Source organism: Cellulomonas sp. P5_E12, assembly GCF_054049315.1.
The window spans coordinates 1-26,024 of record NZ_JBFUMP010000001.1 but is presented as its reverse complement, the minus strand read 5'-3'; the positions used below and the strand labels follow the sequence as shown (position 1 = coordinate 26,024).

The window sequence follows — 26,024 nt, the reverse complement described above, 5'->3', positions numbered from 1 at the left end:
ATGGGCGCGTGGCCAACGACAGCAAGCGCGCACCCCGCTCCCGCATGACGGGGACGCAGCGGCGCGCCCAGCTGCTCGACGTGTCGCGCCGCCTGTTCGCCGAGAAGGGCTTCGACGGCACGAGCGTGGAGGAGATCGCCGCCCGCGCCGAGGTGTCCAAGCCGGTGGTGTACGAGCACTTCGGCGGCAAGGAGGGCGTCTACGCGGTCGTCGTCGACCGCGAGATCCAGGCCCTGACGACCGCCCTCACAGGTGCGCTCGAGGTGGGCGGGCACCCCAAGGCGGTGGTCGAGCGGGCCACGTTGGCCCTGCTCGGGTACATCGAGGCGTCCGAGGACGGGTTCCGGATCCTGGTGCGCGACTCCCCCGTCGCCCAGGCGACCGGCACGTTCTCCAGCCTGATCGGGGACGTGGCGACGCAGGTCGAGCACCTGCTGGCGGACCAGTTCAAGAACCAGGGCCAGGACCCCAAGACGGCGCCCATCTACGCGCAGATGCTGGTCGGCATGGTCGCGCTCACGGGGCAGTGGTGGCTCGACGCCCGCAGCCCGAGCAAGAACGTGGTCGCCGCCCACCTGGTGAACCTCGCGTGGAACGGGTTGTCGGGGCTCGAGCGTCGGCCCACGCTGACCGGTAGCGGATGACGGGGATCTCTGTCGACGTCGAGTAATCTCGCGTCATGGTGGCACGCACGTCCCCGGACGCCCCGGGGTCCCGCGACGAGGTCGATCGGATCGTCCTCGCCTGGGAGCGCGAGCGCCCGGACCTCGACGTCCGCCCGCTGACGGTCCTCTCGCGCGTCAGCCGCCTCGCGCGGCACCTCGACCTCGCCCGGCGCTCGGCGTTCGCCCGCCACGACCTGGAGACGTGGGAGTTCGACGTCCTCTCCGCGCTGCGCCGGGCCGGCGCCCCGTACCGCCTCTCCCCCGGCGCGCTGCTCACCCAGACGTTGGTCACCAGCGGCACCATGACCAACCGGATCGACCGGCTGGCGGAGCACGGCCTGGTCGAGAGGCAGCCGGCTCCCGACGACCGCCGCGGGGTCCTCGTCCAGCTCACCCCGGTCGGGCTGGCCCGGGTCGACGCGGCGTTCGCCGACCTGCTCGACGTCGAGCGCGGCCTGCTCGGCGACCTCGACGAGGCGGACCGCGACCGGCTCGCCGACCTGCTGCGCGAGGTGACCGCGCCGTTCGACGCGTCGTGAGGGCATGACGGCGGCGCGGTCCGCCGCCCGGGGACTCCTGCTCGCCGCCGTCCTGCTGTACGCGCTGAACCTGCGCGCGCCGATCACCGCGCTGGCCCCGGTGGTCGACGACGTTCGCGCCGACCTGGGTCTGAGCGCCGCGAGCGTCGGCCTGCTCACGGGCATCCCGGTCCTGTGCTTCGCGCTGGCGACGCCCCTCATGGCGGTGCTGCTCGGGCGGCTGGGCACCGGCCGGGTGGTCGCGGCGTCGCTGGTCACCGTGCTGGCGGGCACGCTGCTGCGGTCGTCCGACGGGTTCGCCACCGCGCTCGTCGGCACCGTGCTCATCGGTGTCGCCATCACCGCCGGCAACGTCGCGGTGCCCGTGGTCATCGGCCGCGACTTCCCCGGCCACGTGCCGCGCGTCACCGGTCTGTACACCGCCGCGCTCAACGGCGGCAGCGTGCTGACCACCACCCTGACCGCGCCCCTGGCTGCGGTCGTCGGCTGGCGGTGGGCGCTCGCGTCGTGGGGGCTGCTCGCGGTGGCGGCCCTCGTGGTGTGGCAGCGCGCGTACCCGTTCGGGAAGGCCGAGCCCGTCGTGCTCGTCGCGACCACCGGCGCCCCGAACGTGTGGCGGCGACCCGTCACCTGGCTGCTGGCGGTCGCGTTCGCCGGGCAGGCGTTCGGGTACTACGCGGTCAGCGCCTGGCTGCCGTCGGTGCTGCACGACACCCTCGGCCTCGAGCGCGCCGCGTCGGGCGGGGCCGCGGCGCTGTTCCAGCTGTTCGGGATGGTCGGCGGCATCGCGGTGCCGATCGCGCTCGGGCGGCGCGCTCCCGTGGCGGCGGTGTCCGCGGCGATCGCCGTCGGCTGGGTCGCGCTGCCCGTCGGCCTGCTGCTGGCCCCGTCGGGGTGGGCCCTGTGGTGCACGTTCGCGGGCGTGGCGCAGGGCGGGAACTTCGCCGTCATCTTCACCGTGATCGCCTCGACCGCCGGGTCGCAGGCCGCCGCACGTCGCATGTCCGCGACCGTGCAGAGCATCGGCTACGGCTGCGCGGCCCTCGGCCCGAGCGTGCTCGGGGCGGTGCACACGTCGAGCGGCGGGTGGACCGCTCCGCTGCTCGTCGTGCTCGGGGCGGTGCTCACCATGGGCACGGCGTCGGGGCTCGCCCTGCGCAGCATGCGGCGCGAGGCCTAACCGACGATCTCCGCGGCCTCCATCCAGGCCGTCTCCAGCTCGTCCTTCTCGACGGCCAGCGCGCGCAGCTCCGCGTCGAGGGCGATGACCGCCTGGTGGTCGGTCGCCTGGTCCGACATACGCTGGTGCAGGACCGCCTCCTGGTCGGCGATGCGGGACAGGCGCCGCTCGATCCGGGCGATCTCCTTGCGAGCGGTGCGCAGGTCGGCGGTCGAGACCGCGGCCGGCGCGGCCGTGCTCGCGGGCCGGGCGTCCAGCGGTGACGATGCCGTCGCCGTCGCGGTGCGGCGAAGGTCCAGGTACTGCTCGACGCCGCCGGGCAGCTGGCGCAGCAGGCCGTCGCCCAGAAGCGCCATCTGCGTGTCGCACACGCGCTCGAGCAGGTACCGGTCGTGCGAGACGACGATCAGGGTGCCCGGCCAGCCGTCCAGCAGGTCCTCGAGCGCGGCCAGCGTGTCGGTGTCCAGGTCGTTGGTCGGCTCGTCGAGCAGCAGCACGTTGGGCTCGCCGACGAGCAGCCGCAGCAGCTGCAGCCGCCGACGCTCGCCGCCCGACAGGTCGCGCACGGGGGTCCGGGACCGCTCGCGGTCGAAGCCGAGCCGCTCGACCAGCTGCGCGGCGGTCAGCTCCTTGCCGCCGACGACGACCGACCGCTTCTCGCTCTCGATCACCTCGATGACGCGCATGGCGGACAGCTCGTCGAGCTCCTCGACGTCCTGGGTGAGCTCGGCCACCTGCACGGTCTTGCCGCGCTTCACGCGGCCCGTGGTCGGCTGCTGGCGTCCGGACAGCAGCCGCAGCAGCGAGGTCTTGCCGGCGCCGTTCACGCCGACCAGGCCGACACGGTCGCCGGGGCCGAGCCGCCACGTGATGTCGTGCAGGAGCACCCGGTCGCCGTAGACCACGGACGCGTCCTCGATGTCGAGCACGTCCTTGCCCAGCCGGGCGGTCGCCATCCGGGTGAGGCTCAGCTGGTCGCGCGGCGGGGGCTCGTTCTCGATGAGCGCGTTCGCCGCGTCGATGCGGAACTTGGGCTTCGACGTCCGCGCCGGCGCGCCCCGGCGCAGCCACGCCAGCTCCTTGCGCAGCAGGTTCTGACGCTTCTCCTCGGTGGTCGACGCGGTCCGCGCCCGCTCGGCGCGCGCCAGCACGTAGGCCGCGTAGCCGCCCTCGTACTGGTCGACCGTCCCGTCGTGCACCTCCCACGTCCGCGTGCAGACGGCGTCGAGGAACCAGCGGTCGTGGGTGACGACGACGAGCGCGCCGTTGGAGCGCGTGTAGCGGTCGACCAGGTGCGCCGCGAGCCAGGCGACGCCCTCGACGTCGAGGTGGTTGGTGGGCTCGTCGAGGACCAGCACCTCGTCGTCGCGGACCAGCAGCGCGGCCAGGGCGACGCGCCGGCGCTGGCCGCCGGACAGGGTCGCGACGTCGGCGTCGAGCGCCACGTCGGCGAGCAGGCCCGTGTGGACCGAGCGGATGCGGGAGTCGGTCGCCCACTCGTGCTCGTCGGCGGACCCGTGCACGACGTCGAGGACCGTGCGGCCCGCCAGGAGGTCGTCGCGCTGGTCCAGGACAGCCACGCGGACGCCGCCGGCACGGGTCACGCGGCCGTCGTCGGGCGCCTGGACGCCGGACAGGACGCGCAGGAGGGTCGACTTGCCGGCGCCGTTGGGGCCGACGACGCCGATGCGCTGGCCGTCGTCGAGCCCGAGGGAGACCTCGTCAAGCAGGGTGCGCGTGCCCAGCGCGAGCGTGACGCGATCCGCGCCGAGAAGGTGAGCCATTTGCGTGAAGGCTACCCGCAGACGCGCACAGACCCTCCACGCCAACCGCCGATACGGTCCCTGACCTGCGGGCTAGCGTCCGAAGGATGACGCAGCACGCGAGGGAGCACCGTCGGACATGGCCGCGGGCGGTCGGCCTCGGAGTGGTCGGCCTGCTGGCGTTCGGCGCCGGTGGCGCGGCGGCGGTCTATCTGAGCCTGCAGTCCAACATCGAGGAGGTCGACCTGACCGGCCTGGTGGGCGACGAGCGATCGCGTCCCTCGGCCAGCGCGTCGGCCCCGGGCGATGCGCGGGCCGGGTCCGCGGTGAACCTGCTGATCATCGGGTCGGACGACCGGAGCGGCGAGAACGCGTCGATCGGCGGCGCGAACGAGGGGATGAGCTCCGACACCACGATCGTCGCCCACGTGGCCGCGGACCGGTCCCGGGTCGAGCTGGTGTCCATCCCCCGCGACCTGCTGGCCGACCGCCCGTCCTGCACGATGTCGGACGGGTCCACGACGGAGGCACGGTCGAACCGTCAGTTCAACGAGGCGTTCGCGGTCGGCTGGGACCACGGCCACGACGTCGAGTCCGCCGCCGGGTGCACGTGGAAGACCGTCGAGAGCCTCACCGGCGTCCGGCTGGACGGGCTGGTGCTCGTGGACTTCGTGGGGCTGCGCGACATGGTCGACGCCATCGGCGGGGTGCCGATGTGCCTGCCCACCGACCTGGACGACTCGCTGACCGGCCTGCACGTCAAGGCCGGGCCGCAGGTGTTCGACGGCACGACGGCCGTGCAGTTCGCCCGCGCCCGGCACGACATCAGCGACGGCTCCGACACCGGCCGGATCACCCGCCAGCACGACCTCATGGCCGCGATGGCGCGGTCGCTGCTGAGCCGCGACGTCCTGACCAGCCCCACGGCGCTGCTGCAGTTCGCCCAGGCCGCGACGAGCTCATTGACGGCGAGCTCCGGCTTCCGGAACCTCACCGACCTGACCGGCTTCGGTCTCTCGCTGCGCAACCTGCAGGCGGACCGGATCGTGTTCGCGTCGATGCCCACGGCGGTGGCGCGGTCGGACGAGAACCGTCGGGAGGCCACGCCGGACGCCGCCGAGCTGTGGGCGCGGATCGCCGCGGACCAACCGGTCGGCGAGGCGCCGCCGCCGCCGGTCGCGGCGGCCGACCCCGCCACCCCTCCCCCGGCCGTCGAGACCCCGTGGAYGCCGCCGGACGGCGTCCTGACATCCGCCGACGGCGCCACCGGCTGCGCCTGAGCTGGCAGAACCCGACACGACGGCCGGGTTCGACCGCCTCGCGGCTCACCGCGCGAGGTACGCCGCGAGCGTCTCGAGGATGCCGCGGAAGCCCTCCTCGCGCCCGCTGCCGTCCTCCTTGCCGTCCAGGTAGACGCCCTGCTCGGTGAACGTGACGCGGGTCCCGCCGTCCACGGCCTCGAACTCGGTGGTCGTCACGCTCGTCGACAGGTGCTCGTCGGCCACCCACATGTCGTAGGTGGACACGATCCGCTCGCGCTCGACGATGTCGGTGTAGGTGGCGACGTAGCGGCTGGTCGGCCCGCCGTGCCACTGGCCGTCCTGGACGGCCTGCCCGCCGACGCGGAAGTCCTCGGAGGCCTCGGTCTCGGTGAAGTTCTCGTCGCTGCCGAACCACTGCGCGTGCTGCTCCGGGACGGCGAACGCGTCCCAGACCCGGTCGATCGGCGCGTCGAACGTGCGGTCGATGACGAAGGTCGCGTGCGCGGCGCTTCTGGTGGTCTGCGTGGTCATGAAGGTCGTCCTCTCCGGTGATTCGGTCCTGCGGGTCATGCGGTGTCGTCGACCGTCGGCGCGGCGAGGAAGTCGCCGAGCCGGTCCAGCCGGCGCTCGGCCGGGAGCCGCTGCCGGCCCATCCACTGGCCGGCTCCCGTCAGGGCGTCGGTGGCGAGCTGGACCGTGCGGACGCGGCCGATCTTGTGCGAGGTGACGATGCCCGCGTCCTCGAGCACGGCGAGGTGCTGGTGGACGGCCGGCAGGGACATCGCGAACGGCTCCGCGAGCTGGCTGACGGAGACCGGGCCGCGTACCAGCCGCTCGACCATCGCGCGTCGGCTCGCGTCGGACAGGGCCTTGAAGACCTTGTCCAGCTCGCCATTGTTAAGCATACGCTTAAGTATCGCGCCTGACGAAGAGGTGTCAAGGGGGTGTGCGGCTCAGTCCGTCGTGCTGACCACGCGCGCGCCCGCGACCGGGCCGGCGCCGGTCAGCACGCGGTCGGCGACCCCGGAGGCCGTGAACGCCGCCGCGAGCACCAGGGCGTGCTGCCGGCTGCGGCCCAGGGCGGCGATCGTGGGCCCCGAGCCGGAGACGACGACGCCCAGCGCGCCCGCGTCCTGCGCGACCGCGAGCGGCTCGGCCAGACCGGGGTCGAGCTCGAGGGCCGCCATCTGGAGGTCGTTGTGCAGGGCGGCGCCCAGCGCCCGCGGGTCGCCGGCGCGCAGCGCCTGCATGAGCGGGACGTCGTCCTCCTGGTCGGGCACGATCGCCGAGCCGTGCAGCTCGTCGAAGGCGGCGTAGACCGCGGCGGTCGACAGCCCCCGGTCCTGCACGGCGAACGCCCAGTGGAACTCCCCGCGGCACAGCGCGGGCGTGAGCAGGTGACCCCGACCCGAGCCGACCGACGTGTGACCCGCCAGCGCGAACGGCACGTCGGAGCCCAGCTCGGCGGCCAGCGACAGCAGGTCGTCCCGGCTCAGGCCGGTGCGCCAGAGGGCGTCGCACGCGACGAGCGCGGCCGCGGCGTCGGCGGACCCCCCGGCCATCCCGCCCGCCACGGGCACGCCCTTGTTGAGGTGCAGGTGCACGCCGTCGTCGATGCCGGCGTGCTCGGCGAGCAGGGCCGCGGCACGCAGCGCGAGGTTGGTCTCGTCGGTGGGCACCAGCTCGGCCTGCGGGCCGCTGACGCTGAGCTCGCGGCGGTCGGCGGGCGTCGCGACGACCTCCTCGAACACCGACACCGCCTGGAACACCGTGGACACGGCGTGGTACCCGTCGTCCTCGCGCGGACCTACCCGCAGCGAGAGGTTGACCTTGCCCGGCGCACGGACCTTGACCTCGTGCTCGGGCAGCGGGGCCACGGGGGTCAGCGTCACGGCTCCACTGTGCCAGGTCGCCCGGCGACCGGCCCGAGGTGTTCCGCGATGCGCGCGAAGCCGCCGATGTCCACCCGTTCGCCACGGGCCTGCGGGTCGACGCCGGCCGCCTCGAGGGCCGCGACGGCCGCGTCCGCGGAGCCGGCGAGGGTCGCCAGCGCCGACCGGAGCATCTTGCGGCGCTGCGCGAACGCGGCGTCGACCACCGAGAACACGGCTTCCCGCGAGGCCTGCGTGACCGGCGGCTCGCGACGGTCGAACCGCACGAGCGCCGAGTCGACGTTGGGGGCCGGCCAGAACACCGTCCGCCCGACGGTGGCCGTCCGCCGGGCGGACGCGTACCAGGCGGCCTTCGCCGACGGGACCCCGTAGGTGCGGCTGCCGGGGGGCGCGGCGAGGCGGTCGGCCACCTCGGCCTGGACCATGACGAGCACCCGCTCGAGCGAGTCGAACCGCTCGAGGAACGTGAGCAGCACCGGCACGGAGACGTTGTAGGGCAGGTTGGCGACGAGCGCCACGGGCGGGGGGCCCGGGAGCTCGCGCACGTCGAGCGCGTCGGAGAGCACGATCGTCAGGCGGTCGCGGCCGGCCGCGTCGCGCAGCACCACGGGCTCGTCGTCGGCGCCCGCGACCACGGTCAGCCCGGGGACGTGCCGCGCCACCGTGCCGGGCAGGAGCCTGGCGAGCGTCGGGTCGATCTCGACGGCGACGACGTCCGCGCCGGCCTCCAGCAGGCCCAGAGTCAGCGAGCCGAGGCCGGGGCCGATCTCCACCACGCGGTCGCCGTCGGCGACGTCGGCCTGGCGCACGATCTTGCGCACCGTGCCGCCGTCGAGCACGAAGTTCTGGCCGAGCTGCTTGGTCGGGCGCACGCCCGCGCGCTCCGCCAGCTCGCGGATCTCCGCAGGCCCGAGCAGCGTGGTGGTGGTCGACATGCGCACGAGCCTAGGCGAGCGCGCCGGAAGCCCCCGCCCGGACGACCGGACGGGGGCTTCTGAGGCGATCAGCTGAACAGGTTCTTCCCGCAGACGGGCCACTGGCCGGCGCCCGAGCGGTTGTAGAGCATCTTGGCGCGAGCGGTCTGCTCGTCGGGCGACGCCTGCGACGGGAGACCGGAACCGCCGACGGCGGCCCACGTGCTCAGGGAGAACTGGTACAGCCCGTAGTACTTGCCGCTGCCGGAGACCGACGCGGGGTTGCCGCCGGACTCGCAGCGGGCCAGGGCCGCCCAGTTCAGGGAGTCGGCGCTGCCACCGGCGGTGACCGGCGTGCCGGCCGACGCCGGTGCACCGGCGGCCGCGGGAGCCTTGGCTGCGGGCGCCTTCTTGACGACGACCGGGCGCGCCTTCGTGCCGACGCTCAGCACCTCGTCCACGGGGGCCTGGGTGACCGCGTCGGACAGCGTGACGCGGCCGGACTCGGCGCCGTCGACCGTGGTGACCCGCTCGACGATCGTGCGGACGCCGGGGACGCCCGCGGTGACCGTGCGCTTCTGGTCGACGTACAGCGCCGCGTCCTGCTGCGTGCTCGACGCGAACGGGACCTCCTGCGTCGTCGTCACGTCCTGCGTGACGATGCGGTTCACGACGACCTGGACACGACCGGCGTCGGTGCGCACGACGGAGACGCGGTCGAGCGGGTTGAGCGTCACGCCGAGCTCGCCGAGCACCTGGGCGACGCGCGCGTCCGCGTCGACGACCGGCAGCGTCTGCCCGTCGACGACGACGTCGGCCGGCCCGTGCACGGCGAGGTCGAGGGACATCTCCGGCCGACCGCCGGCGGCGGACCGTGAGGCGACGAGCGCGACCGACTGGCCGCGGGCCGACAGGGAGTCGAGCGCCTCGTCGGCGGACAGCGCGGTCGTCCAGACGGACTGCTCCTGACCGTCGACGTTCACGGCGACCTGGTGCGCGTGGCGGACGACGATCTCCGCGCCCTCGCCCAGCGAGCCGTCCTGGCTCACGACGTCACGGGCGCCGACGACGACGCCCTCGTTCTTCAGCAGCCCGTCGACCGAGCCGGCGAACGTGCTCAGCTGCGTGACGTTGCCGTCCACGTCGAGCGTGACGGACTTCTGCGCGTGCGCGAACGCTGCCGATCCGCCCGCGAGGACGAGTGCCACAGCGGCGGCGGTGATGGGGAGGATGCGTGCCCGACCGGACCGACGGTCCTTCGTGCGGGGCTGGTCCGGGCTCTCGGGCTCGGACGTGGCGCGGGATCGCGCGGAAGGACCAGGGGTGAGGGTCGAGAACTGCACGGGGCTCCAGCCGTCGAGGTGCCCGGGCACGGGGGGCGGAGCGCGCCGCGTGTGCGACACCTGGCGATGGACCCGGAGGCCCTGCGGACGCCCGGAGGGGGGCGTCACCCGTCAGTTCCGGATCCCCGATCCGGCCGTCACGGCGGCCCACACGGAGCGGGCGCCGACGCCCAGCGGGACCGGCCCTCGGCACAGGTGGGCCGATGTCCAGATCGCGAGGCGAGACCGACCGTAACCGGATCGTGACCCGATTGCCAAGCGCGCCTACCCGGCTCCGCGCTAGATCTGTGCCGTTTTCGCGCCCACATCGAGCGTCGCCCCACGTCAGTCGGCGTGAGCGCCGTCACACGGCCAATTGCCCATGCACCGGGTGAAACCGGTGAATCAGTACCAGCCCGCGGACTCGTGGTGAGCCCAGGCGCCGCACGGGTTGCCGTAGCGCCCGCCGATGTAGTTGAGGCCCCAGGTGATCTGGGTGGCCGGGTTGGTCTGCCAGTCGGCCCCGACGGACGCCATCTTCGAGCCCGGCAGCGCCTGCGGGATCCCGTAGGCACCGGAGGACCTGTTGGCGGCGTTGACGCGCCAGCCGCTCTCCTGGTTCCACAGCGAGAGCAGGCACGCGAACTGGTCGTCGCCCCACCCGCGGGCCGCCGCCAGCTCCTTGCCCAGGGCCTGTGCGGTGCCCGGCGCGACGGCGACGACGGTGGGGTCCGGGAGCTCGGCGGTGCCGACCTTGGTGACCTGCGCGACCGGCGCGGTCGTGACCACCGAGGCGAGCGGGGTGCGGCCGACGACGACGCCGCCGACCACCTGCAGCTCGTACGTCGTGGTGCGCACGCCGGCCCGGCCCTTGGTGGTGATGACCGAGTTGCCCTTGACCATCCCGGGGTCCTCGACCTCCTGGGACTCGAACGGCACGGCCTCGGTCACCGTCTCGCCGCCGGTGCTCGCGCGGGTCACCAGGACCACGAGGCCGTCCACCGCGGTGGCGTCGAGCGGCACGGAGACCTGGTCGCCGTCCTCCAGCACGAGGCCGATGTCGCGCAGCGAGTCGCGCACGGTGGCCGCGCTGCTCACGCCGTCGATGACCTGGCCGTCGACCACGAGGTGGATGGTCTTGAGCGTCGAGACCCGGAGCACGTCCCGCCCGAGCTCCGCGGAACGGGACGCCGACAGGCGCACCTCGTCGTCGCGCAGCCCGAGCCCGTCGACGGCCTCGCCGACCGTCAGCGCCGTGGTCCAGACGGCGCGCTGCGCGCCGTCGACCTCGACGGCCATCTCGCGCCCGTGCCGCACGACGATCTGGCCGGCGCGGGAGATCGGCTGGTCGACCGCGGGGGCGACCAGGTCGCGCTCGCCGACGGCGATGTCGCCGCTCGCGAGCATGTCCCCGACCGTGCGCCCGAAGGCCTCCACCTGCACCGACGTGCCGTCGACGTCGACCGTCACGGTCTTGTGCAGCACGGCGAACGCGCTCGTCGCACCCGCCACGACGGCGAGCACGGCGGCCTGGGCCACCACCCGCACGGCTCGCCGTCCACGGAGTCCGCGACGCTGCGTCGCACGCTCCTGGACGGGGCTCACGCGGTGGTTCCTCTCGGCCGGTGCCTGCCGCGGCGATCGGACAGGTGTCCAGGTGCGCGTCGGGCAGCACCGACCGTAACCGATCCGTGACCAGAGCGGGTAGTCGAGATCCGCCCTGCGGGACCGCGGTCACCCGTGTGTCCCCCGACAGAACGGGACATATGCCTCACCACGTCCCGTAGACCGCCTCGGACGTCGCCGAGAGGTCGGCGCAGACGTCCGGCAGGGGTCGCTCGGTCACCTCGGCGATCGTGCGGACGGTCCCCGGCAGCAGGTACGGCGCGTTCGGGCGGCCGCGGAACGGGTGCACGGTCAGGTACGGCGCGTCCGTCTCGGCCAGCAGCAGGCTCGGGGGGACCTCGCGCAGCGCCCGGCGCAGCTCGTCGTTGGCCTTGAAGGAGACCGGGCCGGCGAACGAGAGGTACCACCCGTAGTCCACCGCGAGGCGTGCCAGCCCGGCGTCGCCGGAGAAGCAGTGGAACACCGTGCGGTCCGGGGCGCCGTCGGCCAGCAGCACCTCGACCACCTCGTCGTGCGCGTCGCGGTCGTGGATCTGCAGCGCGAGGCCGAGCTCCTTGGCCAGCGCGATGTGGGCGCGGAACGCCTCGCGCTGGACGGCCCTGCCTCGCGGCCCGGCGCGGAAGTGGTCGAGGCCGGTCTCGCCGATGGCGCGGATGCGGGGGTTGCTTCGCGCGACCCTGGCCACCTCGTCGATGGCGTCCGCCAACGAGACGTCGTACGGCTCCTCCGGGTCGAGGCCGTCGGGCGCGTGCTCGACGACCTCCGCGTGCCGGACCGCCTCGTTCGGATGGATGGCGACGGCGCCGAGCAGCTGGTGGTGCTCCCGCACGGCTGTGTCCGTCCACGCGATCGCGGGCAGGTCGCAGCCCACCTGCACCATCCGGGTCACGCCGACGGACGCGGCGCGCGCCAAGTGGTCATCGAGGCTCGGATCCCAGCCGTCCGCCTCCCACGGCAGCACCGTGTCGAAGTGCGTGTGGTTGTCGACGACCGCGACCGGCAGGGGCTCAGGCGGCTCGGGCCAACCGCGATCCCTGGTGCGCGCCATTCAGGCCTGCCGGAGCCGCTCGAGCTCCTCCTCGACGATCGAGTCGTCGAGCTTGGTGAAGACGGGCACCGGCTTGCCGATGGGCGTCCCCGGCACGATCGGGTTCGACGCCCACGGCGCGACCGTCCGGCCGAGCTCGTAGTCGCCCGTGATGATCGGGTAGTGCCGCGAGTCGTCGTCGAGGTCGGTGACCTCCTCGATCCGCGGCAGCGGGGAGAACGTCCCCGTGCCACCGAGCGTCTCGTGCACCTTCTGCGCCGAGTGCGGCAGGAACGGTGCCAGCAGCGTGTTGGCGTCGCTCACCGCCTGCGCGGCCGTGTGCAGCACCGTGCCCAGGCGGTCGCGGTCGCCTGTGAGCTTCCACGGCTCGGTCTCGGAGATGTAGCGGTTGGCCTCCTGGACCACCCGCATCGCCTCGCCGATCGCCGCCTTGTTGCGGTGCCCGCCGAGCAGGTCGCCGACCTTGCCGAACCCCGCCGCGGTCGTCGCGAGCAGGCCCTGGTCCACGGGCAGCAGCTCGCCGGGCGTCGGGACCTCGCCGAAGTTCTTGTGGATCAGGCTCGCGGTGCGGTTGACCAGGTTGCCCCACCCGGCGACGAGCTCGGAGTTGGTGCGCGTCTTGAAGTCCGCCCACGTGAAGTCCGAGTCCTGGTTCTCCGGGCCGGCCACCGACAGGAAGTACCGCAGGGCGTCCGGCTGGTAGCGGGACAGCAGGTCGCGCACGTAGATGACGACGCCGCGCGACGAGCTGAACTGCTTTCCCTCCATGGTGAGGAACTCGCTGGACACCACCTCGGTGGGCAGGTTGAGCGTGCCGAACTCGCCCGGCGCGCCGCCCTTGGTCCCGCGACCGTCGTAGGCCAGCAGCTCGGCCGGCCAGATCTGCGAGTGGAACGTGATGTTGTCCTTGCCCATGAAGTAGTAGCTCAGGGCCTCGGGGTCGTTCCAGAACGGGCGCCACGCGTCCGGGTCGCCGCTGCGGCGCGCCCACTCGATCGACGCCGACAGGTACCCGATCACCGCGTCGAACCACACGTAGAGCCGCTTGTTCGGGTTGTCCTCCCAGCCCTCCAGCGGGACCGGGATGCCCCAGTCGATGTCCCGCGTCATGGCGCGCGGGCGCAGGTCGTCGATGAGGTTCAGCGAGAAGTTGAGGACGTTGGGGCGCCAGCCTTCGCGCGTCCGCAGCCACGCCTCGAGCGCGCTCGCGAACGCGGGCAGGTCGAGGAAGAAGTGGTTCGACTCGACGAACTTCGGCGTCTCGCCGTTGATCCGGCTGTGCGGGTTGATCAGGTCGATGGCGTCCAGCTGGTTGCCGCAGTTGTCGCACTGGTCACCGCGCGCGCCGTCGTACCCGCAGATGGGGCAGGTGCCCTCCACGTACCGGTCGGGCAGCGTGCGGCCCGTGCTCGGCGAGATGGCCCCCATGGTCGACTGCTCGATCATGTAGCCGTTCTTGTGCACCGTGCGGAACATCTCCTGCACGACCGCGTAGTGGTTGCGCGTGGTCGTGCGCGTGAAGAGGTCGTAGCTCAGCCCGAGGTTGGTCAGGTCCTCGACGATCACCCGGTTGTAGCGGTCCGCCAGCTCCTGCGGGCTCACGCCCTCCTGCTCCGCCAGCACCAGGATCGGCGTCCCGTGCTCGTCGGTGCCGGAGACCATGAGCACCTCGTTGCCCGCCATCCGCATGTAGCGGCTGAAGATGTCCGACGGGACACCGAAGCCGGCGACGTGACCGATGTGGCGGGGGCCGTTCGCGTAGGGCCACGCGACGGCCGAGAGGATGCGAGACATGCCGCGATCCTAGGCGAGCAGGCCGCGTCGCCTCAGCCGACGACCACGCGCAGGATGCGGTCGTCGCCCGGGCGCGGGTCGCCGCGTCCGTCGGTGTTGTTGGTGACCACCCACAGCGACCCGTCCGGCGCCACCGAGACCGCGCGCAGACGCCCGTGCTCCCCCACCAGCAGCGCCTGCGGCGTCCCGACGCCGTCGGCGGTCAGCGGCACGCGCCAGAGCCGCTCTCCGCGCAGCGCGGCCAGGTACACGCCCTCGTCGGTGACGGCGAGCCCGCTCGGCGAGGCGTCGTCGGTCGCCCAGGTGGCGACCGGCGCGACGAACGCGGGGTCGTCGGACGGCCCCTCGACCGTCGGCCAGCCGTAGTTGCCCCCGGGCTCGATGACGTTCAGCTCGTCCCACGTGTCCTGCCCGAACTCGGACGCGAACATCCGCCCGTCGGGCGCCCAGCCGAGGCCCTGCACGTTCCGGTGCCCCATGCTCCAGACCGGCGAGCCGTCCTCCGGGTTGCCCGGCGCGGGGTCTCCGTCGGACGTGACCCGCAGGATCTTGCCGTTCAGGCTGTCGGGGTCCTGCGCGGAGGGGCGGTCGCCGGCGTCGCCCGTCGTGACGTAGAGGTACCCGTCGGGCCCGACCGCGAGCCGGCCGCCGTCGTGGTTGCCCGCCTTGTGGATGCCCGTGACGATCGGCCGCAGCTCCCCCAGCGTCGAGCCGTCGAGCGTCCCGACGAGCACGCGGTTGTCGTCGGCGGCCGTGGCATAGAGGGCCAGGTCGACCGCACTTCCCGACGAGCCCAGCACCGCCACGCCGAGCAGCCCGCCCTCGCCGGCGGGGACGACGAGGTCCGTCAGCTGGTCGGCGCCGGGTCCCGTCACCGTCGTCGCGGCGCCGTCCGCTCCCACCAGGATCAGGCGCGCGGCATCGCGGAGCGTCACCACGGCCTCGCCGTCCGGCAGGAACGCGAGACCCCACGGGACGTCGAGGTCGCCGATGATCTCGTCGACCGACGTCACCTCGACGGTGGCCGGGGACGATGCAGAGGAGGACGACGACGCTGCGGGAGACGGGCTCGGCGCCGTCTCGCCGGGACCACAGGCCGCGAGCGCGACGACGCAGACGCCCGCCGCGACCGCGCGACCCAGCCAGCTCATGCTCCAGCCCAGCACGGCCCCGGGGTCCGCGCACTCCGGGACCACCCTGAGCCGCCCGCCCGAACGCGTCGGGGGCCACCCGGAACCGTCCCCGGTCTTTCCCTGGGACCGGGGTCCCGGGCCCAGGAACGCGCCTAGCGTCCACGTCGTGACCGCCGTCGACGCCGCCCGCACGCAGTTCGCGCTGCTGGCCGGCATCCACTTCCTGTTCGTCCTCGTGACCCTCGGCCTGGGACCGGTGGTCGCGGTCTTCCAGACCCGGTGGGCAGTCACCGGGCGGGACGTGCACGAGCGCGCCACACGGTTCTGGGGCCAGCTCTACCTGGTCAACTACGCGCTGGGGATCGTCGCGGGCATCCTGCTCGAGCTGCAGTTCGGGCTGCACTTCCCCGGTCTGCTGGACGTGGCCGGCGAGGTGTTCGGCGCCCCGTTGGCTGTCGAGACGATGGTTGCCTTCTTCCTCGAGTCGACGCTGCTGGGTCTGTGGGTGTTCGGGTGGCACCAGCTCAACCGGTGGGTGCACACCGCGGTGTTCTGGCTCGTCGTGCTCACCGGGTATGCGTCCGCGTTCGCGGTCATGGTGGCCAACGGCTTCCTGCGTCACCCGGTGGGCTACGAGCTGGTCGACGGCGTCGCGCACGTCACCGACACCGCGGCGCTGGTGCTCAATCCTGCGGCCGTCCTCTCGCTGGGCCACGTCATCGGCGCGTGCCTGCTGTCCGGAGCGTTCGTCGTCATCGGGATCAGCGCGTGGCACCTGCGCCGGGAGACGGGTCACGACGAGCTCTTCCAGCGGTCGCTGCGCACGGGCGTGATCGTCGGCGCGCTCGGTGCGCTGCTCGCGGTCGGTTTCGGGTTCTCGCAGTTCTCCTACTTCTCGGACCGTGCCGACGAGGCACCGCAGTCCCCGGTGGCCGGCGTCGCGCTCGGGTTCATGATCCTCGGCGGCTTCGCCCTGTTCCTGGGCGCCGTCCCGATGCTGCTGCTCATGGTCCGCGGGGCGTTGTTCCGGCTACCGCTCGGGCTGCGGCGGGGGTTCTACGGGTTCCTCACGGTGGTCCTGCCGGCACCGTTCGTGCTCGCGATCTTCGGCTGGCTGGCGCGCGAGATCGGCCGGCAGCCGTGGGTGGTCGTCGGCGTCCTCACCACCGCCGACGCCACCTCCGCGCACAGCGTCACGACCGTCCTGGTCTCCCTGACGGTGCTCGTGGGGCTCATCGCGACGCTCGCGGTGGTCGACTGGTTCGTGCTCGCCCGGCTCGCCCGTCGTGGTCCGGACGACCCGACGCTCGGCGCGCCGCCGTCGCGGGCCCGCGCGGCCGACGAGGTCCTCACGTTCGCGGAGTCGTCGCGATGACCGCGCTGTGGGCCGTCCTGCTCGCGGGCTCGCTCRCGGGCTGGGCGGTGCTCGACGGGATGAACCAGGGCCTCGGGGCGACGCTGCGCACCGTCGGCCGCACCCCAGGCGAGCGTCGGACCGTCCTCACGGCACTCGGCCCGTTCCTGCTGGCCGGCGAGGTCTGGCTCGTCGCCGCGGCCGGGTTGCTGCTCGCGGGCTTCCCCGCGCTCGAGCGCGACCTCTGGTTCGTGGCGTACCCGTTGGTCATCGCGCTGCTCGTCGCCTGGGTCCTGCGCGACGCCGGTGTCTGGCTGCGCAGCCGGCGCCCCGGGGCACGGTGGCGCGCGGGCTGGGAACACGTGATCGTGGCCGCGTCGGTCGCGCTGCCGCTCGTCGCGGGCGCGCTGCTCGGCGGGGCGCTCGTCTGGTTGCCGCAGCCGTCCGTCGCAGCGCGGGTGGTCGTCCCCGTCCTCACCGGCGTGTCGGCTGTCGCCGTGACGCGCGTGCTCGGCGCGACGTTCGTCGCCACCCGGACGGCCGGCGTCCTGCGCGAGCGTGCCGCCTGGCTGGCGCTGCGAGCCCTCCCGGCGTCCGCTGGCCTGCTGTCCGCCGCGGCCGTCGCGTACGTGGTGCTCGTGCCCGCCGACAGCCCGGTCACCGCGGTCCTGCTCCCGCTCGTGGTCGCCGCCGGGTCCGGATCCGCCCTCGTGGCCCGGCCCGCGCTCGCGGACGGTCGGCTGCACCGGGCGCTGGTCGCGGTCGTCGTCGGAGGCGCGCTGCCCGTGGGCGCGGCCGCCGTCGCCCTCGCACCGCGCCTGGTCGAGACCGCCTCGCCCGTGCCGGACCTCGGCCCGGTCCTGCTGGCGTGCGTGCCGGTGCTGCTCGCCGCCCAGTCGTGGGTCTGGTGGACGTTCCGCCACCCGGTCGGCCCGCGCGACGCGGTCTTCTACTGAGGGAGGCGCGATTCGACCAGGCCCCGGGTGACGCGGTGGTCGGCCGTGCCGAGCTTCGCGTCAGCGGGTCTTGGCCGCCAGGGCCGCCGCGTACAGGTCGCGCTTCGGGACGCCGGCCGCGGCGGCGACCTCCGCGACGGCGTCCTTCAGACGCTCCCCACCGTCCGCGCGGGACAGCACCTCGGCCACCAGGTCGGCGGTCGAGAGCTCGACGGCGCCCACCGCCCCGCCGACCACGACGACGATCTCGCCGCGCACCTGGTCGGCCGAGGCCCACGCCGCCAGCTCGCTGAGCGGGCCACGGACGATCTCCTCGTACGTCTTGGTCAGCTCGCGGCAGACGGCGGCCGGCCGGTCGGGGCCGAATGCCCCAGCCATCGCCCCCAGCGTGTCGTCCAGTCGGTGCGGCGCCTCGAAGAACACCATCGTCCGACGCTCGTCGGCCAGCAGCTCGAACGCCCGCGCCCGCTCCCCGGGCTTGCGGGGCGGGAAGCCCTCGAAGCAGAAGCGGTCGGTCGGCAGGCCCGACAGCGCGAGGGCGGTGAGGACCGCGCTCGGCCCGGGCGCGGCCGTGACGGGCAGCCCGGCGGCGACCGCCGCGCCCACCACGCGGAAGCCAGGGTCGGAGACGGCGGGCATGCCGGCATCGGTCACGACGACGACGGTGCCGCCGCCCGCGACGACCGCGAGCACCTCCGCCKACCGCTCGACCTCGTTGTGCTCGTGGAAGCTGACCACCCGGCCGCCGATGTCCACGCCGAGCCGCGCGGCGAGCGCGCGCAGCCGCCGCGTGTCCTCCGCGGCGACGACGTCCGCCTCGGCGAGCAGCCGTCGCAGGTGCGCGGACGCGTCCTCGGTGTTGCCGATGGGCGTCGCGGCCAGCACGAGGCGGCCCGGGGTCTGCGCGGAGGGGCTCACGGGGGTCACACCGTGCAGCCTGCCACCTGGACGGACCCCTCCCGCAGCACAGCCCCCACCCCTACGATGACCCGGTGCCGCCCACCGGAGACGCCGACGCCTCGACCCTGACCGAACGTCAGGGAGTCGCCGCCGCCTCCCCCGGTCCCGACGACGCACCGACGGATCACCTGCCCGCGGTCGCGTCGGCGCCCACCGAGACCGACGTCCCGGTCGAGGTCGTGCCCGACGGTGAGCCGCGCGCCGTGGAGGGGCCGCAGGAGTCGCACCGCGGCCGGTTCCTGCGCCGGCTGCTCGGCGACGACAGCCTGGCGCTCGACCGCGACCCGCGCGCCCGCCTGACGGGCTGGGCGTGGGCGCTCGCGGTGACGCTGCTCGGCGGGCTCCTGCGGTTCTGGGACCTCGGCCGGCCGCACAAGCTGGTGTTCGACGAGACGTACTACGTCAAGGACGCGTACTCGCTGCTGGTCAACGGCTTCGAGGCGCAGTGGGGCGACAACCCCAACCCGGCGTTCGAGGCCGGCGACACCAGCGGGCTGACCAACGTCGGCGAGTACGTGGTGCACCCGCAGGTGGGCAAGTGGCTGATCGCGCTCGGCATCCACGTCGGCGGCGGGGTCGACAGCTCGGCGGCGTGGCGGCTGTCGGCGGCCATCTGCGGGACGCTCGCGGTGCTCATGGTCGCGCGCATCGGGCGGCGGCTGTTCGCGTCGACGGCCCTGGGCACGACGGCCGGCCTGCTCATGGCGGTCGACGGCGAGGCGATCGTCATGGCGCGCATCAGCCTGCTCGACCCGTTCCTCATGTTCTTCCTGCTCGCGGCGTTCGGTGCGCTGCTGCTGGACCGAGACCAGGCCCGACGACGGCTGGCGGACCGGGCCGCGGCGCGCCTCGACGCGGGCGAGGAGCTCCAGGACGGTCCGCGCCTGGGGGTCCGCTGGTGGCGGCTCGCGGCGGCGGTGCTGCTGGGCCTCGCGCTGGGCACCAAGTGGTCGGCGATGTACTTCCTCGCGGTGTTCGGCCTGTTCTCGGTGGCCTGGGACATCACCGCGCGACGCACCATCGGGGTCCGGCACTGGATGCGGGCCGGGATCGTCAAGGACGGGATCGTGGCCGGGGTCGCGATGGTCGGCATCGCGGTCTCCGTCTACCTCGCCTCGTGGTGGTCGTGGTTCGCGCACCGGGAGTCGTACGGGCGGCTGTGGGCCGAGCAGAACCCCGACCAGGGGGTCCAATGGCTGCCGCCGGCGCTGCGCTCGTTCTGGAAGTACCACCAGGACATGTGGGCGTTCCACAACGGTCTCGAGACCCCGCACTCCTATGCGGCCCACCCGCTCGGGTGGATCGTGCAGTGGCGGCCCACGTCGTTCTTCTACCCGACCGAGGTCTCAGGGCTCACGGGCCAGGCCGCCCAGGACGCGTGCGGGGCCCCCAGCTGCTCGCAGGCGATCGTCGCGCTGGGCAACCCCGTGCTCTGGTGGTGCGCGGCGGCGGCCATCATCGTGGCGGTCGTGTGGCTGTTCCGGTACCGCGACTGGCGCGCCGGCGCCGTGCTCTCCGGAATCATCGCGGGCTGGCTGCCGTGGTTCGCCTACGCGCACCGCACGATCTTCACGTTCTACTCGATCGCGTTCACGCCCTGGGTCGTCCTCACGCTGGTCTACGTGATGGGGCTGGTCGTCGGCCCGAAGGACCTGGACCCCCGCGGCCGGCGGTGGGCGATCATCGGCTGCGGGCTCCTGGTTGGTCTGATCGTGCTGGTCAGCGCGTTCTTCTACCCGATCTGGTCCGCGTGGGTGGTGCCGTACGACTTCTGGCACTCCCACATGTGGCTGCGCACCTGGATCTAGCCGGTCAGCTCGGCCAGTCCACCTGCGGGCTGCGGTAGAACGGCAGACCCAGCCGGTCCCAGAACGGTGCCTGGCGGGCGACGCGGGTGCGGAAGTCCTCCCAGTCGCGCCGCTCCGGCGCCGACCAGGCCACCTCGGCGACCGCGGCCAGGCGCGGCAGCAGCATCTGCACGAGCGACGGCAGGTCGCGCAGGGTCTCGGTCCAGACGGCCGCCTCCACGCCGATCACCGATTCCGCAGGCACGCCCTCGATGAGGGTCGACGGCTCCCAGTCGTAGGCGTCGCGCAGCTCGATGTGCCCGGCCCACTCGAGGCCCAGCTCGGTGCTGGCGTCGTACTTCATGTCGAGGTAGGCCTTCGACCCCGGCGACATGAGCAGCAGCGCCCCGGCCTGGGCCGCGGCGACGAACGGCGCGGGGTCCACCCGGGTGTCCCAGTACTGCACGACCGTGCCGGGCTCCAGCGGCGTGTGCGCGATCTCCTGCCAGCCGACCACCTTCTTGCCCGCCGCGCGCACCGCGTCCGAGGCGGCGGCCACGAGCGTGGCGTACTCGTCGGCCTCCATCGTCAGCACCTCGTCGCCGCCGATGTGCACGTACTCGCCCGGCGTCATGGCGGCGACGTCGGCGAACACCTCGCGCAGGAACGGGCCGGTGGCGGGCAGGTCGGCGTGCAGCCGGCTGAAGCCGACCTCGATGCCCGTGTACTCGTCGGTCGGCTCCCCGGACGGCGTCAGGTCGCCGTAGGCGTGCGTGGCGGCGTTGACGTGCCCGGGGACGTCGATCTCGGGCACCACGCGGACCCCGCGCACCGCGCCGAACGCCACGATGTCGGCGTAGTCCTCCGCCGAGTAGTAGCCGCCCGGGTCGCCGTCCACAGCCGTGCTGCTGGACAGCCGCGTGAGCAACGGCCTCGACCGCACGTGCAGCCGCCAGCCCTGGTCGTCGGTCAGGTGCAGGTGCAGCACGTTGAGCTTGTAGTGCGACATCAGGCCGATGATCACCTTGAGGTCCGGCACGGTGACGAAGTGCCGCGCGACGTCGACCGACAGGCCCCGCCACGCGTAGCGCGGCCAGTCCTCGATGCGGACCGCGGGCACCCGGACGGTCCCGCCGGGAGCGGTCACCACCAGCTGGCGCAGCGTGACGATGGCGCGCACCAGACCGGCGGGCGTCCGCGCCTCGAGGTCGACGCGGCCGTTGCGCGCGACCACCCGGTAGGCCTCGTCGCTGGGCGGCAGGGAGTCGACCAGCCGGAGCCGCACGATGTCGGACGCTCCGGCCTCGGCGTAGCGCACCTCGACCGCGTGCCCGCTGACGCGTCCCAGCAGGTCCGCGGCGAGCACCGCGATGCCGATGAGGTCGGGGCGGCCGTCGACGACCACGGTCGTCGCCTGGGTGAACACGAACGGCGCGTCGGCGGTCCGGTCGAGCACGACTGGCTGGGGGACGACGGCGATGACGTCGGGCACGAAAGCTCCTCGGCGGGGTGTGCTGATGGGCTCGGATCGACTCTGTCGAATCGTTCCGGGGAGACGCTACTCGACCTGCGCGGCCAGCCGGCGCGCGAGCACCGCGCATGTCGCCAGCTGCAGCTGGTGGAACACGATCACGGGCAGGGCCACGGCGGCGGCGAGGGTCGGGCTGAACAGGACGGCGGCCATCGGCAGGCCCGTCGCCAGGCTCTTCTTCGACCCGCACATGAGCAGCGCGACCCGGTCGCCACGATCGAGCCCGAGCCGCCCGCCTCCCGTCCACGTGAGCACGAGCATCGTGGCGAGCATCGCCGCGCAGACCGCCACGAGGACGACGACGGCGACCCAGGTGACGTGCGCCCACGCGCCGGAGACCGTCGCCGCGCTCACCGAGGCGTAGGCGATGAGCACGATCGAGCCGCGGTCGGCCACGCGGGTCAGACGCGCGTGCGCCCGGACCCAGGGGCCGATCCAGCGGTGCGCCAGCCGGCCGACGGCGAACGGCAGCAGCAGCTGGAGCAGGATGCCCGCCGGGTTCCCGACGCCTCCCGTGGTGCGCACCAGGAGCAGGCCGACCAGCAGGGGCGTGAGCACGATGCCGACCAGGTTCGAGATCGTCGCCCCCGTGATCGCGCCCGCGACGTTGCCGCGTGCGACCGAGGTGAACACGATCGAGGCCTGCACCGTGGACGGCAGCAGGGACAGGTACAGCAGACCGGTCTTGACCTCGGGCGAGACGAGCGCGTCCGGCAGCAGCTGCACCAGCAGCCCGAGCAGCGGGAACGCGACGTAGGTGGCCGCGAGCATCGACMCCTGCAGCCGCCAGTTGCGCAGCCCGGCGCGGACCTCCCCCGTCGACATGCGGGCGCCGTAGAGGAAGAACAGCAGAACGATCGCCGCGGTGCGCAGCACGTCGAGGACGTCGGCCGCGGCGCCGCGGGCCGGCAGCAGGAGCCCCAGCAGCAGGGCGGAGAGGATCAGCACCACCAGCGGATCGACCCATCCGCGGAGCGTCCGGACGGGCGCGATCAAGGGCACGGCGACAGTCTGTCACCGCGCTCGGCGCGCGGATCTGGCGGATCCCCCCTAGATTCACTCGTCGTACCCGAACGAACCCCTCGAAGTCAAGGAGTTCCCATGACCCCCGAAGGCATCATCTCCGCCATCATCATCGGCGCCGTGATCGGCATCCTCGGCCGTCTCCTCGTACGCGGTCGTCAGCGCATCTCGATCCTGCTGACCATCGTCATCGGCATCGTCGCGGCCCTCATCGGCACGTGGCTGGCCAGCCTGGTCGGCGTGCAGGACACCGCCGGCGTCGACTGGATCGAGCTCCTGTTCCAGGTCGTCCTCGCCGCGGTCGGCGTGGCCGCGGTCACCGGCAGCCGCAGCCGCCGCCGCAGCCTGATCTGAGCCTGCTCATCGAAGGCGGCCCCCACCGCGGGGGCCGCCTTCGTCGTTCCCGAACCAGATTTCACGCAGGCGACGAGAACACCTGGAGAACGGCGAAGGCGGCCTCCCCGAGGGGAGGCCGCCTTCGTCTGCGGGTGGAGCTGAGGGGATTCGAACCCCTGACCTTCTCATTGCGAACGAGACGCGCTACCAACTGCGCCACAGCCCCGCGAGCGGGCTAAAGACTAACACCAGCGTTGGGCCTATCGCGAAATCGCCAGAGCCACGCCGCTCACTCGCCGGCTGCGCGACGCTTCGCCAGGACGGCGTTCAGATCGATGCTGCCGGTCGTCTCGACCGGCGCCTCGAGGGGTGCGCGCTCGGCGTCGGCGGGCGTCTCGACCTCGGCCGCGCGAGCAGCGGTCGAGCCTTCGAGGTTGTCCAGCGGGGCGGGCTCGCGGCGGGGTGCCGACGCCTTCATCGTGTAGGTCGGGCGGGGCACGGGGACCGGGGACCACGCCTCGTCCTCGTCGGTGGACGTCGCGCGGTCGCTCACCGAGCGGCCGACCACCGGGACCTGCCCGGTCGACGCGTGCCGGGCGGGTCCGTCGGACTCGCCCTTGTCCTCGACGATGCGCTCGAAGATCTCGGTGCTGGCGTCGGACGGGTGGACGGCGCGGCCGGTGACGAAGGCCATGGGTGCCGCGGCGGGCGCGGCCGTCGTCGTGGTCTCGGTCGCAGGCTTGGCAACCGCGGTCGTGGCAGCGGCAGGCTTGGCAGCGGCAGGCTTGGCAGCGGCAGGCTTGGCGGGAGCGGTCGGTGCCGCCGCGCTCGAGGCGGTCGCCACCGCCCGCATCGCGCCGGTGCGCGGCCCGGAGGCCACGCGGCGCTCGTCGGCGATCTTCTGCTCCCAGGCCTCGTCGGCCTCGCGGCCCGCGAGGACGGCACGACGGCCGAGCACGAGGACGGAGCCGAGCAGGACGGTGGGCACGACGCCGGCGACCCACGTCACCAGCGGGCTCAGCCCGACGGCGGCCCAGCCGACGACGGTCGCGACCACGAGCAGACCCGCCAGCACGGCGCGTCGGCGCKCGGCAGCGGCGCGGCGGGCGACCGAGGCCGCTCGGGCGGCGCGTGCCTGGGCAGCGCKGCGTGCCGCGTCCGCGGTGATCCGGTCCTGTGTGCCGTGCGGTCGGTCCACGGTGGTGCCTCCTGTCGCGCTCCCGGTGGCCACCGGGAGCCCCTTGCCCGGGGTCAGCAGCCCCGCGGTACTGCTTGCCGTCGGCCCGCACTCCGCGGAGGCGGCCTCCTGGCGGATGCGCCGGTCGCTCACCGCGACCACGCGCAGCGCCTCGGAGAACCGGTCGTCCGCCCGGGACTCGAGCAGCTGCTGCCGGTGCCGCAGCTTGTGCGGCACCAGGTACGCCACCCACAGGACCACCAGCGCGAGCGCGACCGGTCCTGCGAGATCGTTCACGTCACGACGGTAGGCGCCGGGGCCGCACGTCTCCGGGACCGCCCCGGCGTGTCGGCCTGTGCGTCACCCGTTCCGGGCCCGCCAGCGCGCCAGCAGCCCGTCGGGGACGTCCTCGACGGTCAGCGCGAACGTGCGGTGGTCGCACCAGCGGTCCTGGATGTGCAGGTACTTCTCGCGCAGCCCCTCGTCGCGAAAGCCCAGCTTCTCGACGACGCGCAGGGACGGCCGGTTCTCGGGGCGGATGTTCACCTCGACGCGGTGCAGCCCCAGCGCCGTGAAGCAGTGGTCGGTGGACAGGGCCACGGCGGTCGGCGTGACGCCCAGGCCCGCGACGTGCTCCGACACCCAGTACCCGATGGCCGCCGAGCGCAGCGAGCCGTACGTGATCGAGGAGACCGTGAGCTGGCCGACGAGCGTGCCGCGCAGGTCGATGGCGAAGGGCAGCGTGACGCCGGCGCGCGCCTGCGAGGACAGCGAGCGCACGAACGTGCCGAACGACGGCCGCGGCCCTGTCACCGGCACCGGGCTCGTGGCGTCCCACGGCTCCAGCCACGCGGCGTTCTGCGCGCGCAGTGCCATCCACGTCTCCTGGTCGCGTCGCCGCAGCGGGCGCAGCCGCACGTCGCCCTCCACCAGCACGGTGGGCCAACCCGGGGCCATCAACCCTCCAGCACGAGGCAGTGGATCACCTGGCGGGGATGCACCGTCAGGTCCTGCTCGCCGACGACCGCGAGCGCGTTGGCCTGCGCGAGCGCGTTGATCGTGGGCGCCGACGGGTCACCGATCGGGGTGAGGTGGTACCCCTCGTCGGGCGAGCCCAGCACGGTGGCGGGCACGAACTGGCGGAGCCCTGGCGGGGACAGCCAGCCCTCGGTGACCTCCGCGGCGACCGACGGCCGGAACAGCTCCGCGTGCCCGGCCATGGCACGCAGCGCCGGCCGGACGAAGACCTCGAACGACACCTGCGCGGCGACCGGGTGCCCCTGCAGGGCGAAGATCGGGACGGACTTGTCGCTGGCCAGCTCGTCCGCGACCGTGCCGAAGCCGTGCCGCTGCCCGGGCGTCATCGCGATGTGGTCGAGCCGCACGCTGCCCATGGGCGCCAGCACGTCCTTGACCGTGTCGTTGGTCAGCTCGGAGAGGCCGCCGGTGATGACGATGAGGTCGGCGCGGACCAGCTGGTCCTCGATCGCCTCGCGCAGGATCGCGCGGTCGTCGCCGAGGATGCCGACTCGCACCGCGGCCGCGCCGGCGTCACGGACGGCGGCCTCCAGCGCGTGCCCGTCGGCCTCGAACACCCCGGTGCCGGACCGGTCCGCGTTCGTGCCGGGCTCGACCAGCTCGTCGCCGACGGAGAGCAGGACCACGCGCGGCGTCGGGTGGACCCGCAGCCGGCCGCGGCCCATCGCGGCGGCCAGGGCCAGCTGGCGGGCGCCGAGCCGGGTGCCCGCGGCCAGCACGACGT

General features: G+C 73.6%; 24 protein-coding genes and 1 tRNA gene. 8 read left to right on the top strand and 17 right to left on the bottom strand.

Annotated features, from left to right (window positions below; genetic code table 11):
- Nucleotides 1-44 precede the first annotated feature (44 nt).
- Genes ACXJKA_RS00125 through ACXJKA_RS00115 form a run of 3 tightly spaced genes read left to right on the top strand, consistent with a single transcriptional unit; the run spans nucleotide 45 to nucleotide 2,384 of the window.
- Nucleotides 45-644 (top strand): TetR/AcrR family transcriptional regulator, encoded by a 600-nt coding sequence (locus tag ACXJKA_RS00125; RefSeq protein WP_456823367.1) that lies wholly within the window; start codon nucleotides 45-47, stop codon nucleotides 642-644.
- 35 nt (nucleotides 645-679) lie between these two features.
- A complete protein-coding gene (locus ACXJKA_RS00120) occupies nucleotides 680-1,204 on the top strand; it encodes a MarR family winged helix-turn-helix transcriptional regulator (RefSeq protein WP_456823127.1) in 525 nt (174 codons plus the stop codon).
- A 4-nt stretch (nucleotides 1,205-1,208) separates the two neighbouring features.
- Nucleotides 1,209-2,384, top strand: a complete 1,176-nt coding sequence (locus ACXJKA_RS00115) for an MFS transporter (RefSeq protein ID WP_456823126.1) — start codon at nucleotides 1,209-1,211, stop codon at nucleotides 2,382-2,384.
- On the opposite strand, the gene ACXJKA_RS00110 is transcribed toward ACXJKA_RS00115, so the two are convergent.
- Nucleotides 2,381-4,168: an ABC-F family ATP-binding cassette domain-containing protein gene (locus tag ACXJKA_RS00110; protein ID WP_456823125.1), complete on the bottom strand. Its 1,788-nt coding sequence runs from the start codon at nucleotides 4,166-4,168 to the stop codon at nucleotides 2,381-2,383. The genes ACXJKA_RS00115 and ACXJKA_RS00110 overlap by 4 nt on opposite strands.
- 86 nt (nucleotides 4,169-4,254) lie before the next feature.
- On the opposite strand from ACXJKA_RS00110, the gene ACXJKA_RS00105 reads away from it, so the two are divergent.
- Nucleotides 4,255-5,427, top strand: a complete 1,173-nt coding sequence (locus ACXJKA_RS00105) for an LCP family protein (RefSeq protein WP_456823124.1) — start codon at nucleotides 4,255-4,257, stop codon at nucleotides 5,425-5,427.
- 45 nt (nucleotides 5,428-5,472) lie between these two features.
- Here the strand turns inward: ACXJKA_RS00105 and ACXJKA_RS00100 are convergent, their stop codons facing one another.
- The 9 genes from ACXJKA_RS00100 to ACXJKA_RS00060 all read right to left on the bottom strand — a co-directional run bounded on the left by ACXJKA_RS00100 (nucleotide 5,473) and on the right by ACXJKA_RS00060 (nucleotide 15,156).
- Nucleotides 5,473-5,940, bottom strand: coding sequence for an SRPBCC family protein (locus ACXJKA_RS00100; protein ID WP_456823123.1), 468 nt, complete (start codon nucleotides 5,938-5,940; stop codon nucleotides 5,473-5,475).
- A 35-nt stretch (nucleotides 5,941-5,975) separates the two neighbouring features.
- Nucleotides 5,976-6,314, bottom strand: a complete 339-nt coding sequence (locus ACXJKA_RS00095; protein ID WP_456823122.1) for an ArsR/SmtB family transcription factor — start codon at nucleotides 6,312-6,314, stop codon at nucleotides 5,976-5,978.
- Between the two features lie 48 nt (nucleotides 6,315-6,362).
- Nucleotides 6,363-7,301: a 4-(cytidine 5'-diphospho)-2-C-methyl-D-erythritol kinase gene (locus tag ACXJKA_RS00090; RefSeq protein WP_456823121.1), complete on the bottom strand. Its 939-nt coding sequence runs from the start codon at nucleotides 7,299-7,301 to the stop codon at nucleotides 6,363-6,365.
- The gene (gene rsmA / locus ACXJKA_RS00085; RefSeq protein ID WP_456823120.1) at nucleotides 7,298-8,236 is read right to left on the bottom strand and encodes a 16S rRNA (adenine(1518)-N(6)/adenine(1519)-N(6))-dimethyltransferase RsmA; all 939 of its coding nucleotides are present in this window, start codon (nucleotides 8,234-8,236) and stop codon (nucleotides 7,298-7,300) included. The genes ACXJKA_RS00090 and rsmA overlap by 4 nt, the downstream gene beginning before the upstream one ends.
- Before the next feature lie 68 nt (nucleotides 8,237-8,304).
- Complete coding sequence (locus ACXJKA_RS00080; RefSeq protein ID WP_456823119.1) at nucleotides 8,305-9,423, bottom strand: ubiquitin-like domain-containing protein; 1,119 nt, start codon at nucleotides 9,421-9,423, stop codon at nucleotides 8,305-8,307.
- A 519-nt stretch (nucleotides 9,424-9,942) separates the two neighbouring features.
- A complete protein-coding gene (locus tag ACXJKA_RS00075) occupies nucleotides 9,943-11,142 on the bottom strand; it encodes an aggregation-promoting factor C-terminal-like domain-containing protein (RefSeq protein ID WP_456823118.1) in 1,200 nt (399 codons plus the stop codon).
- 166 nt (nucleotides 11,143-11,308) lie between these two features.
- Entirely contained in the window at nucleotides 11,309-12,211 is a 903-nt protein-coding gene (locus tag ACXJKA_RS00070; RefSeq protein WP_456823117.1) for a TatD family hydrolase, read from the bottom strand.
- Complete coding sequence (gene metG, locus ACXJKA_RS00065) at nucleotides 12,212-14,005, bottom strand: methionine--tRNA ligase (protein ID WP_456823116.1); 1,794 nt, start codon at nucleotides 14,003-14,005, stop codon at nucleotides 12,212-12,214.
- Nucleotides 14,006-14,037: 32 nt separating this feature from the next.
- Nucleotides 14,038-15,156 (bottom strand): PQQ-dependent sugar dehydrogenase, encoded by a 1,119-nt coding sequence (locus tag ACXJKA_RS00060; RefSeq protein ID WP_456823115.1) that lies wholly within the window; start codon nucleotides 15,154-15,156, stop codon nucleotides 14,038-14,040.
- A 148-nt stretch (nucleotides 15,157-15,304) separates the two neighbouring features.
- On the opposite strand from ACXJKA_RS00060, the gene ACXJKA_RS00055 reads away from it, so the two are divergent.
- Both ACXJKA_RS00055 and ACXJKA_RS00050 read left to right on the top strand, forming a co-directional pair.
- Nucleotides 15,305-16,513, top strand: coding sequence for a cytochrome ubiquinol oxidase subunit I (locus ACXJKA_RS00055; RefSeq protein WP_456823114.1), 1,209 nt, complete (start codon nucleotides 15,305-15,307; stop codon nucleotides 16,511-16,513).
- Entirely contained in the window at nucleotides 16,510-17,448 is a 939-nt protein-coding gene (locus ACXJKA_RS00050; RefSeq protein ID WP_456823113.1) for a cytochrome d ubiquinol oxidase subunit II, read from the top strand. Before ACXJKA_RS00055 ends, ACXJKA_RS00050 begins: the two co-directional genes overlap by 4 nt.
- Nucleotides 17,449-17,508: 60 nt before the next feature.
- Here the strand turns inward: ACXJKA_RS00050 and rsmI are convergent, their stop codons facing one another.
- Nucleotides 17,509-18,366: a 16S rRNA (cytidine(1402)-2'-O)-methyltransferase gene (rsmI, locus tag ACXJKA_RS00045; RefSeq protein WP_456823112.1), complete on the bottom strand. Its 858-nt coding sequence runs from the start codon at nucleotides 18,364-18,366 to the stop codon at nucleotides 17,509-17,511.
- Between the two features lie 74 nt (nucleotides 18,367-18,440).
- Here rsmI and ACXJKA_RS00040 point away from each other — a divergent pair, with 74 nt between their 5' ends.
- Nucleotides 18,441-20,216 (top strand): dolichyl-phosphate-mannose--protein mannosyltransferase, encoded by a 1,776-nt coding sequence (locus ACXJKA_RS00040; RefSeq protein WP_456823111.1) that lies wholly within the window; start codon nucleotides 18,441-18,443, stop codon nucleotides 20,214-20,216.
- A gap of 4 nt (nucleotides 20,217-20,220) precedes the next feature.
- On the opposite strand, the gene ACXJKA_RS00035 is transcribed toward ACXJKA_RS00040, so the two are convergent.
- Both ACXJKA_RS00035 and ACXJKA_RS00030 read right to left on the bottom strand, forming a co-directional pair.
- Nucleotides 20,221-21,687 (bottom strand): family 20 glycosylhydrolase, encoded by a 1,467-nt coding sequence (locus tag ACXJKA_RS00035; protein WP_456823110.1) that lies wholly within the window; start codon nucleotides 21,685-21,687, stop codon nucleotides 20,221-20,223.
- Nucleotides 21,688-21,753: 66 nt separating this feature from the next.
- Complete coding sequence (locus tag ACXJKA_RS00030; protein WP_456823109.1) at nucleotides 21,754-22,728, bottom strand: bile acid:sodium symporter family protein; 975 nt, start codon at nucleotides 22,726-22,728, stop codon at nucleotides 21,754-21,756.
- A gap of 99 nt (nucleotides 22,729-22,827) precedes the next feature.
- On the opposite strand from ACXJKA_RS00030, the gene ACXJKA_RS00025 reads away from it, so the two are divergent.
- Nucleotides 22,828-23,103 (top strand): GlsB/YeaQ/YmgE family stress response membrane protein, encoded by a 276-nt coding sequence (locus ACXJKA_RS00025; protein ID WP_456823108.1) that lies wholly within the window; start codon nucleotides 22,828-22,830, stop codon nucleotides 23,101-23,103.
- A 135-nt stretch (nucleotides 23,104-23,238) separates the two neighbouring features.
- Here ACXJKA_RS00025 and ACXJKA_RS00020 read toward each other — a convergent pair.
- The 4 genes from ACXJKA_RS00020 to ACXJKA_RS00005 form a co-directional block, all read right to left on the bottom strand.
- Nucleotides 23,239-23,311, bottom strand: a tRNA-Ala gene (locus ACXJKA_RS00020).
- Nucleotides 23,312-23,374: 63 nt separating this feature from the next.
- On the bottom strand, nucleotides 23,375-24,559 hold the full coding sequence (locus ACXJKA_RS00015) for a hypothetical protein (RefSeq protein WP_456823107.1): 1,185 nt from the start codon (nucleotides 24,557-24,559) through the stop codon (nucleotides 23,375-23,377).
- Nucleotides 24,560-24,622: 63 nt separating this feature from the next.
- Nucleotides 24,623-25,219, bottom strand: coding sequence for a GNAT family N-acetyltransferase (locus ACXJKA_RS00010; RefSeq protein ID WP_456823106.1), 597 nt, complete (start codon nucleotides 25,217-25,219; stop codon nucleotides 24,623-24,625).
- The coding region (locus ACXJKA_RS00005; RefSeq protein ID WP_456823105.1) for a molybdopterin-binding protein at nucleotides 25,219-26,024 on the bottom strand (806 nt) is incomplete at its 5' end. The genes ACXJKA_RS00005 and ACXJKA_RS00010, both read right to left, overlap by 1 nt.

Coding starts and splice junctions, on each gene's coding strand:
- rsmA (WP_456823120.1), bottom strand. CDS start 8,236: ATGTCGACCACCACCACGCTGCTCGGGCCTGCGGAGATCCGCGAGCTG.
- ACXJKA_RS00010 (WP_456823106.1), bottom strand. CDS start 25,219: ATGGCCCCGGGTTGGCCCACCGTGCTGGTGGAGGGCGACGTGCGGCTG.
- metG (WP_456823116.1), bottom strand. CDS start 14,005: ATGTCTCGCATCCTCTCGGCCGTCGCGTGGCCCTACGCGAACGGCCCC.
- ACXJKA_RS00120 (WP_456823127.1), top strand. CDS start 680: ATGGTGGCACGCACGTCCCCGGACGCCCCGGGGTCCCGCGACGAGGTC.
- ACXJKA_RS00115 (WP_456823126.1), top strand. CDS start 1,209: ATGACGGCGGCGCGGTCCGCCGCCCGGGGACTCCTGCTCGCCGCCGTC.
- ACXJKA_RS00095 (WP_456823122.1), bottom strand. CDS start 6,314: ATGCTTAACAATGGCGAGCTGGACAAGGTCTTCAAGGCCCTGTCCGAC.
- ACXJKA_RS00110 (WP_456823125.1), bottom strand. CDS start 4,168: ATGGCTCACCTTCTCGGCGCGGATCGCGTCACGCTCGCGCTGGGCACG.
- ACXJKA_RS00125 (WP_456823367.1), top strand. CDS start 45: ATGACGGGGACGCAGCGGCGCGCCCAGCTGCTCGACGTGTCGCGCCGC.
- ACXJKA_RS00060 (WP_456823115.1), bottom strand. CDS start 15,156: ATGAGCTGGCTGGGTCGCGCGGTCGCGGCGGGCGTCTGCGTCGTCGCG.
- ACXJKA_RS00025 (WP_456823108.1), top strand. CDS start 22,828: ATGACCCCCGAAGGCATCATCTCCGCCATCATCATCGGCGCCGTGATC.
- ACXJKA_RS00100 (WP_456823123.1), bottom strand. CDS start 5,940: ATGACCACGCAGACCACCAGAAGCGCCGCGCACGCGACCTTCGTCATC.
- ACXJKA_RS00070 (WP_456823117.1), bottom strand. CDS start 12,211: ATGGCGCGCACCAGGGATCGCGGTTGGCCCGAGCCGCCTGAGCCCCTG.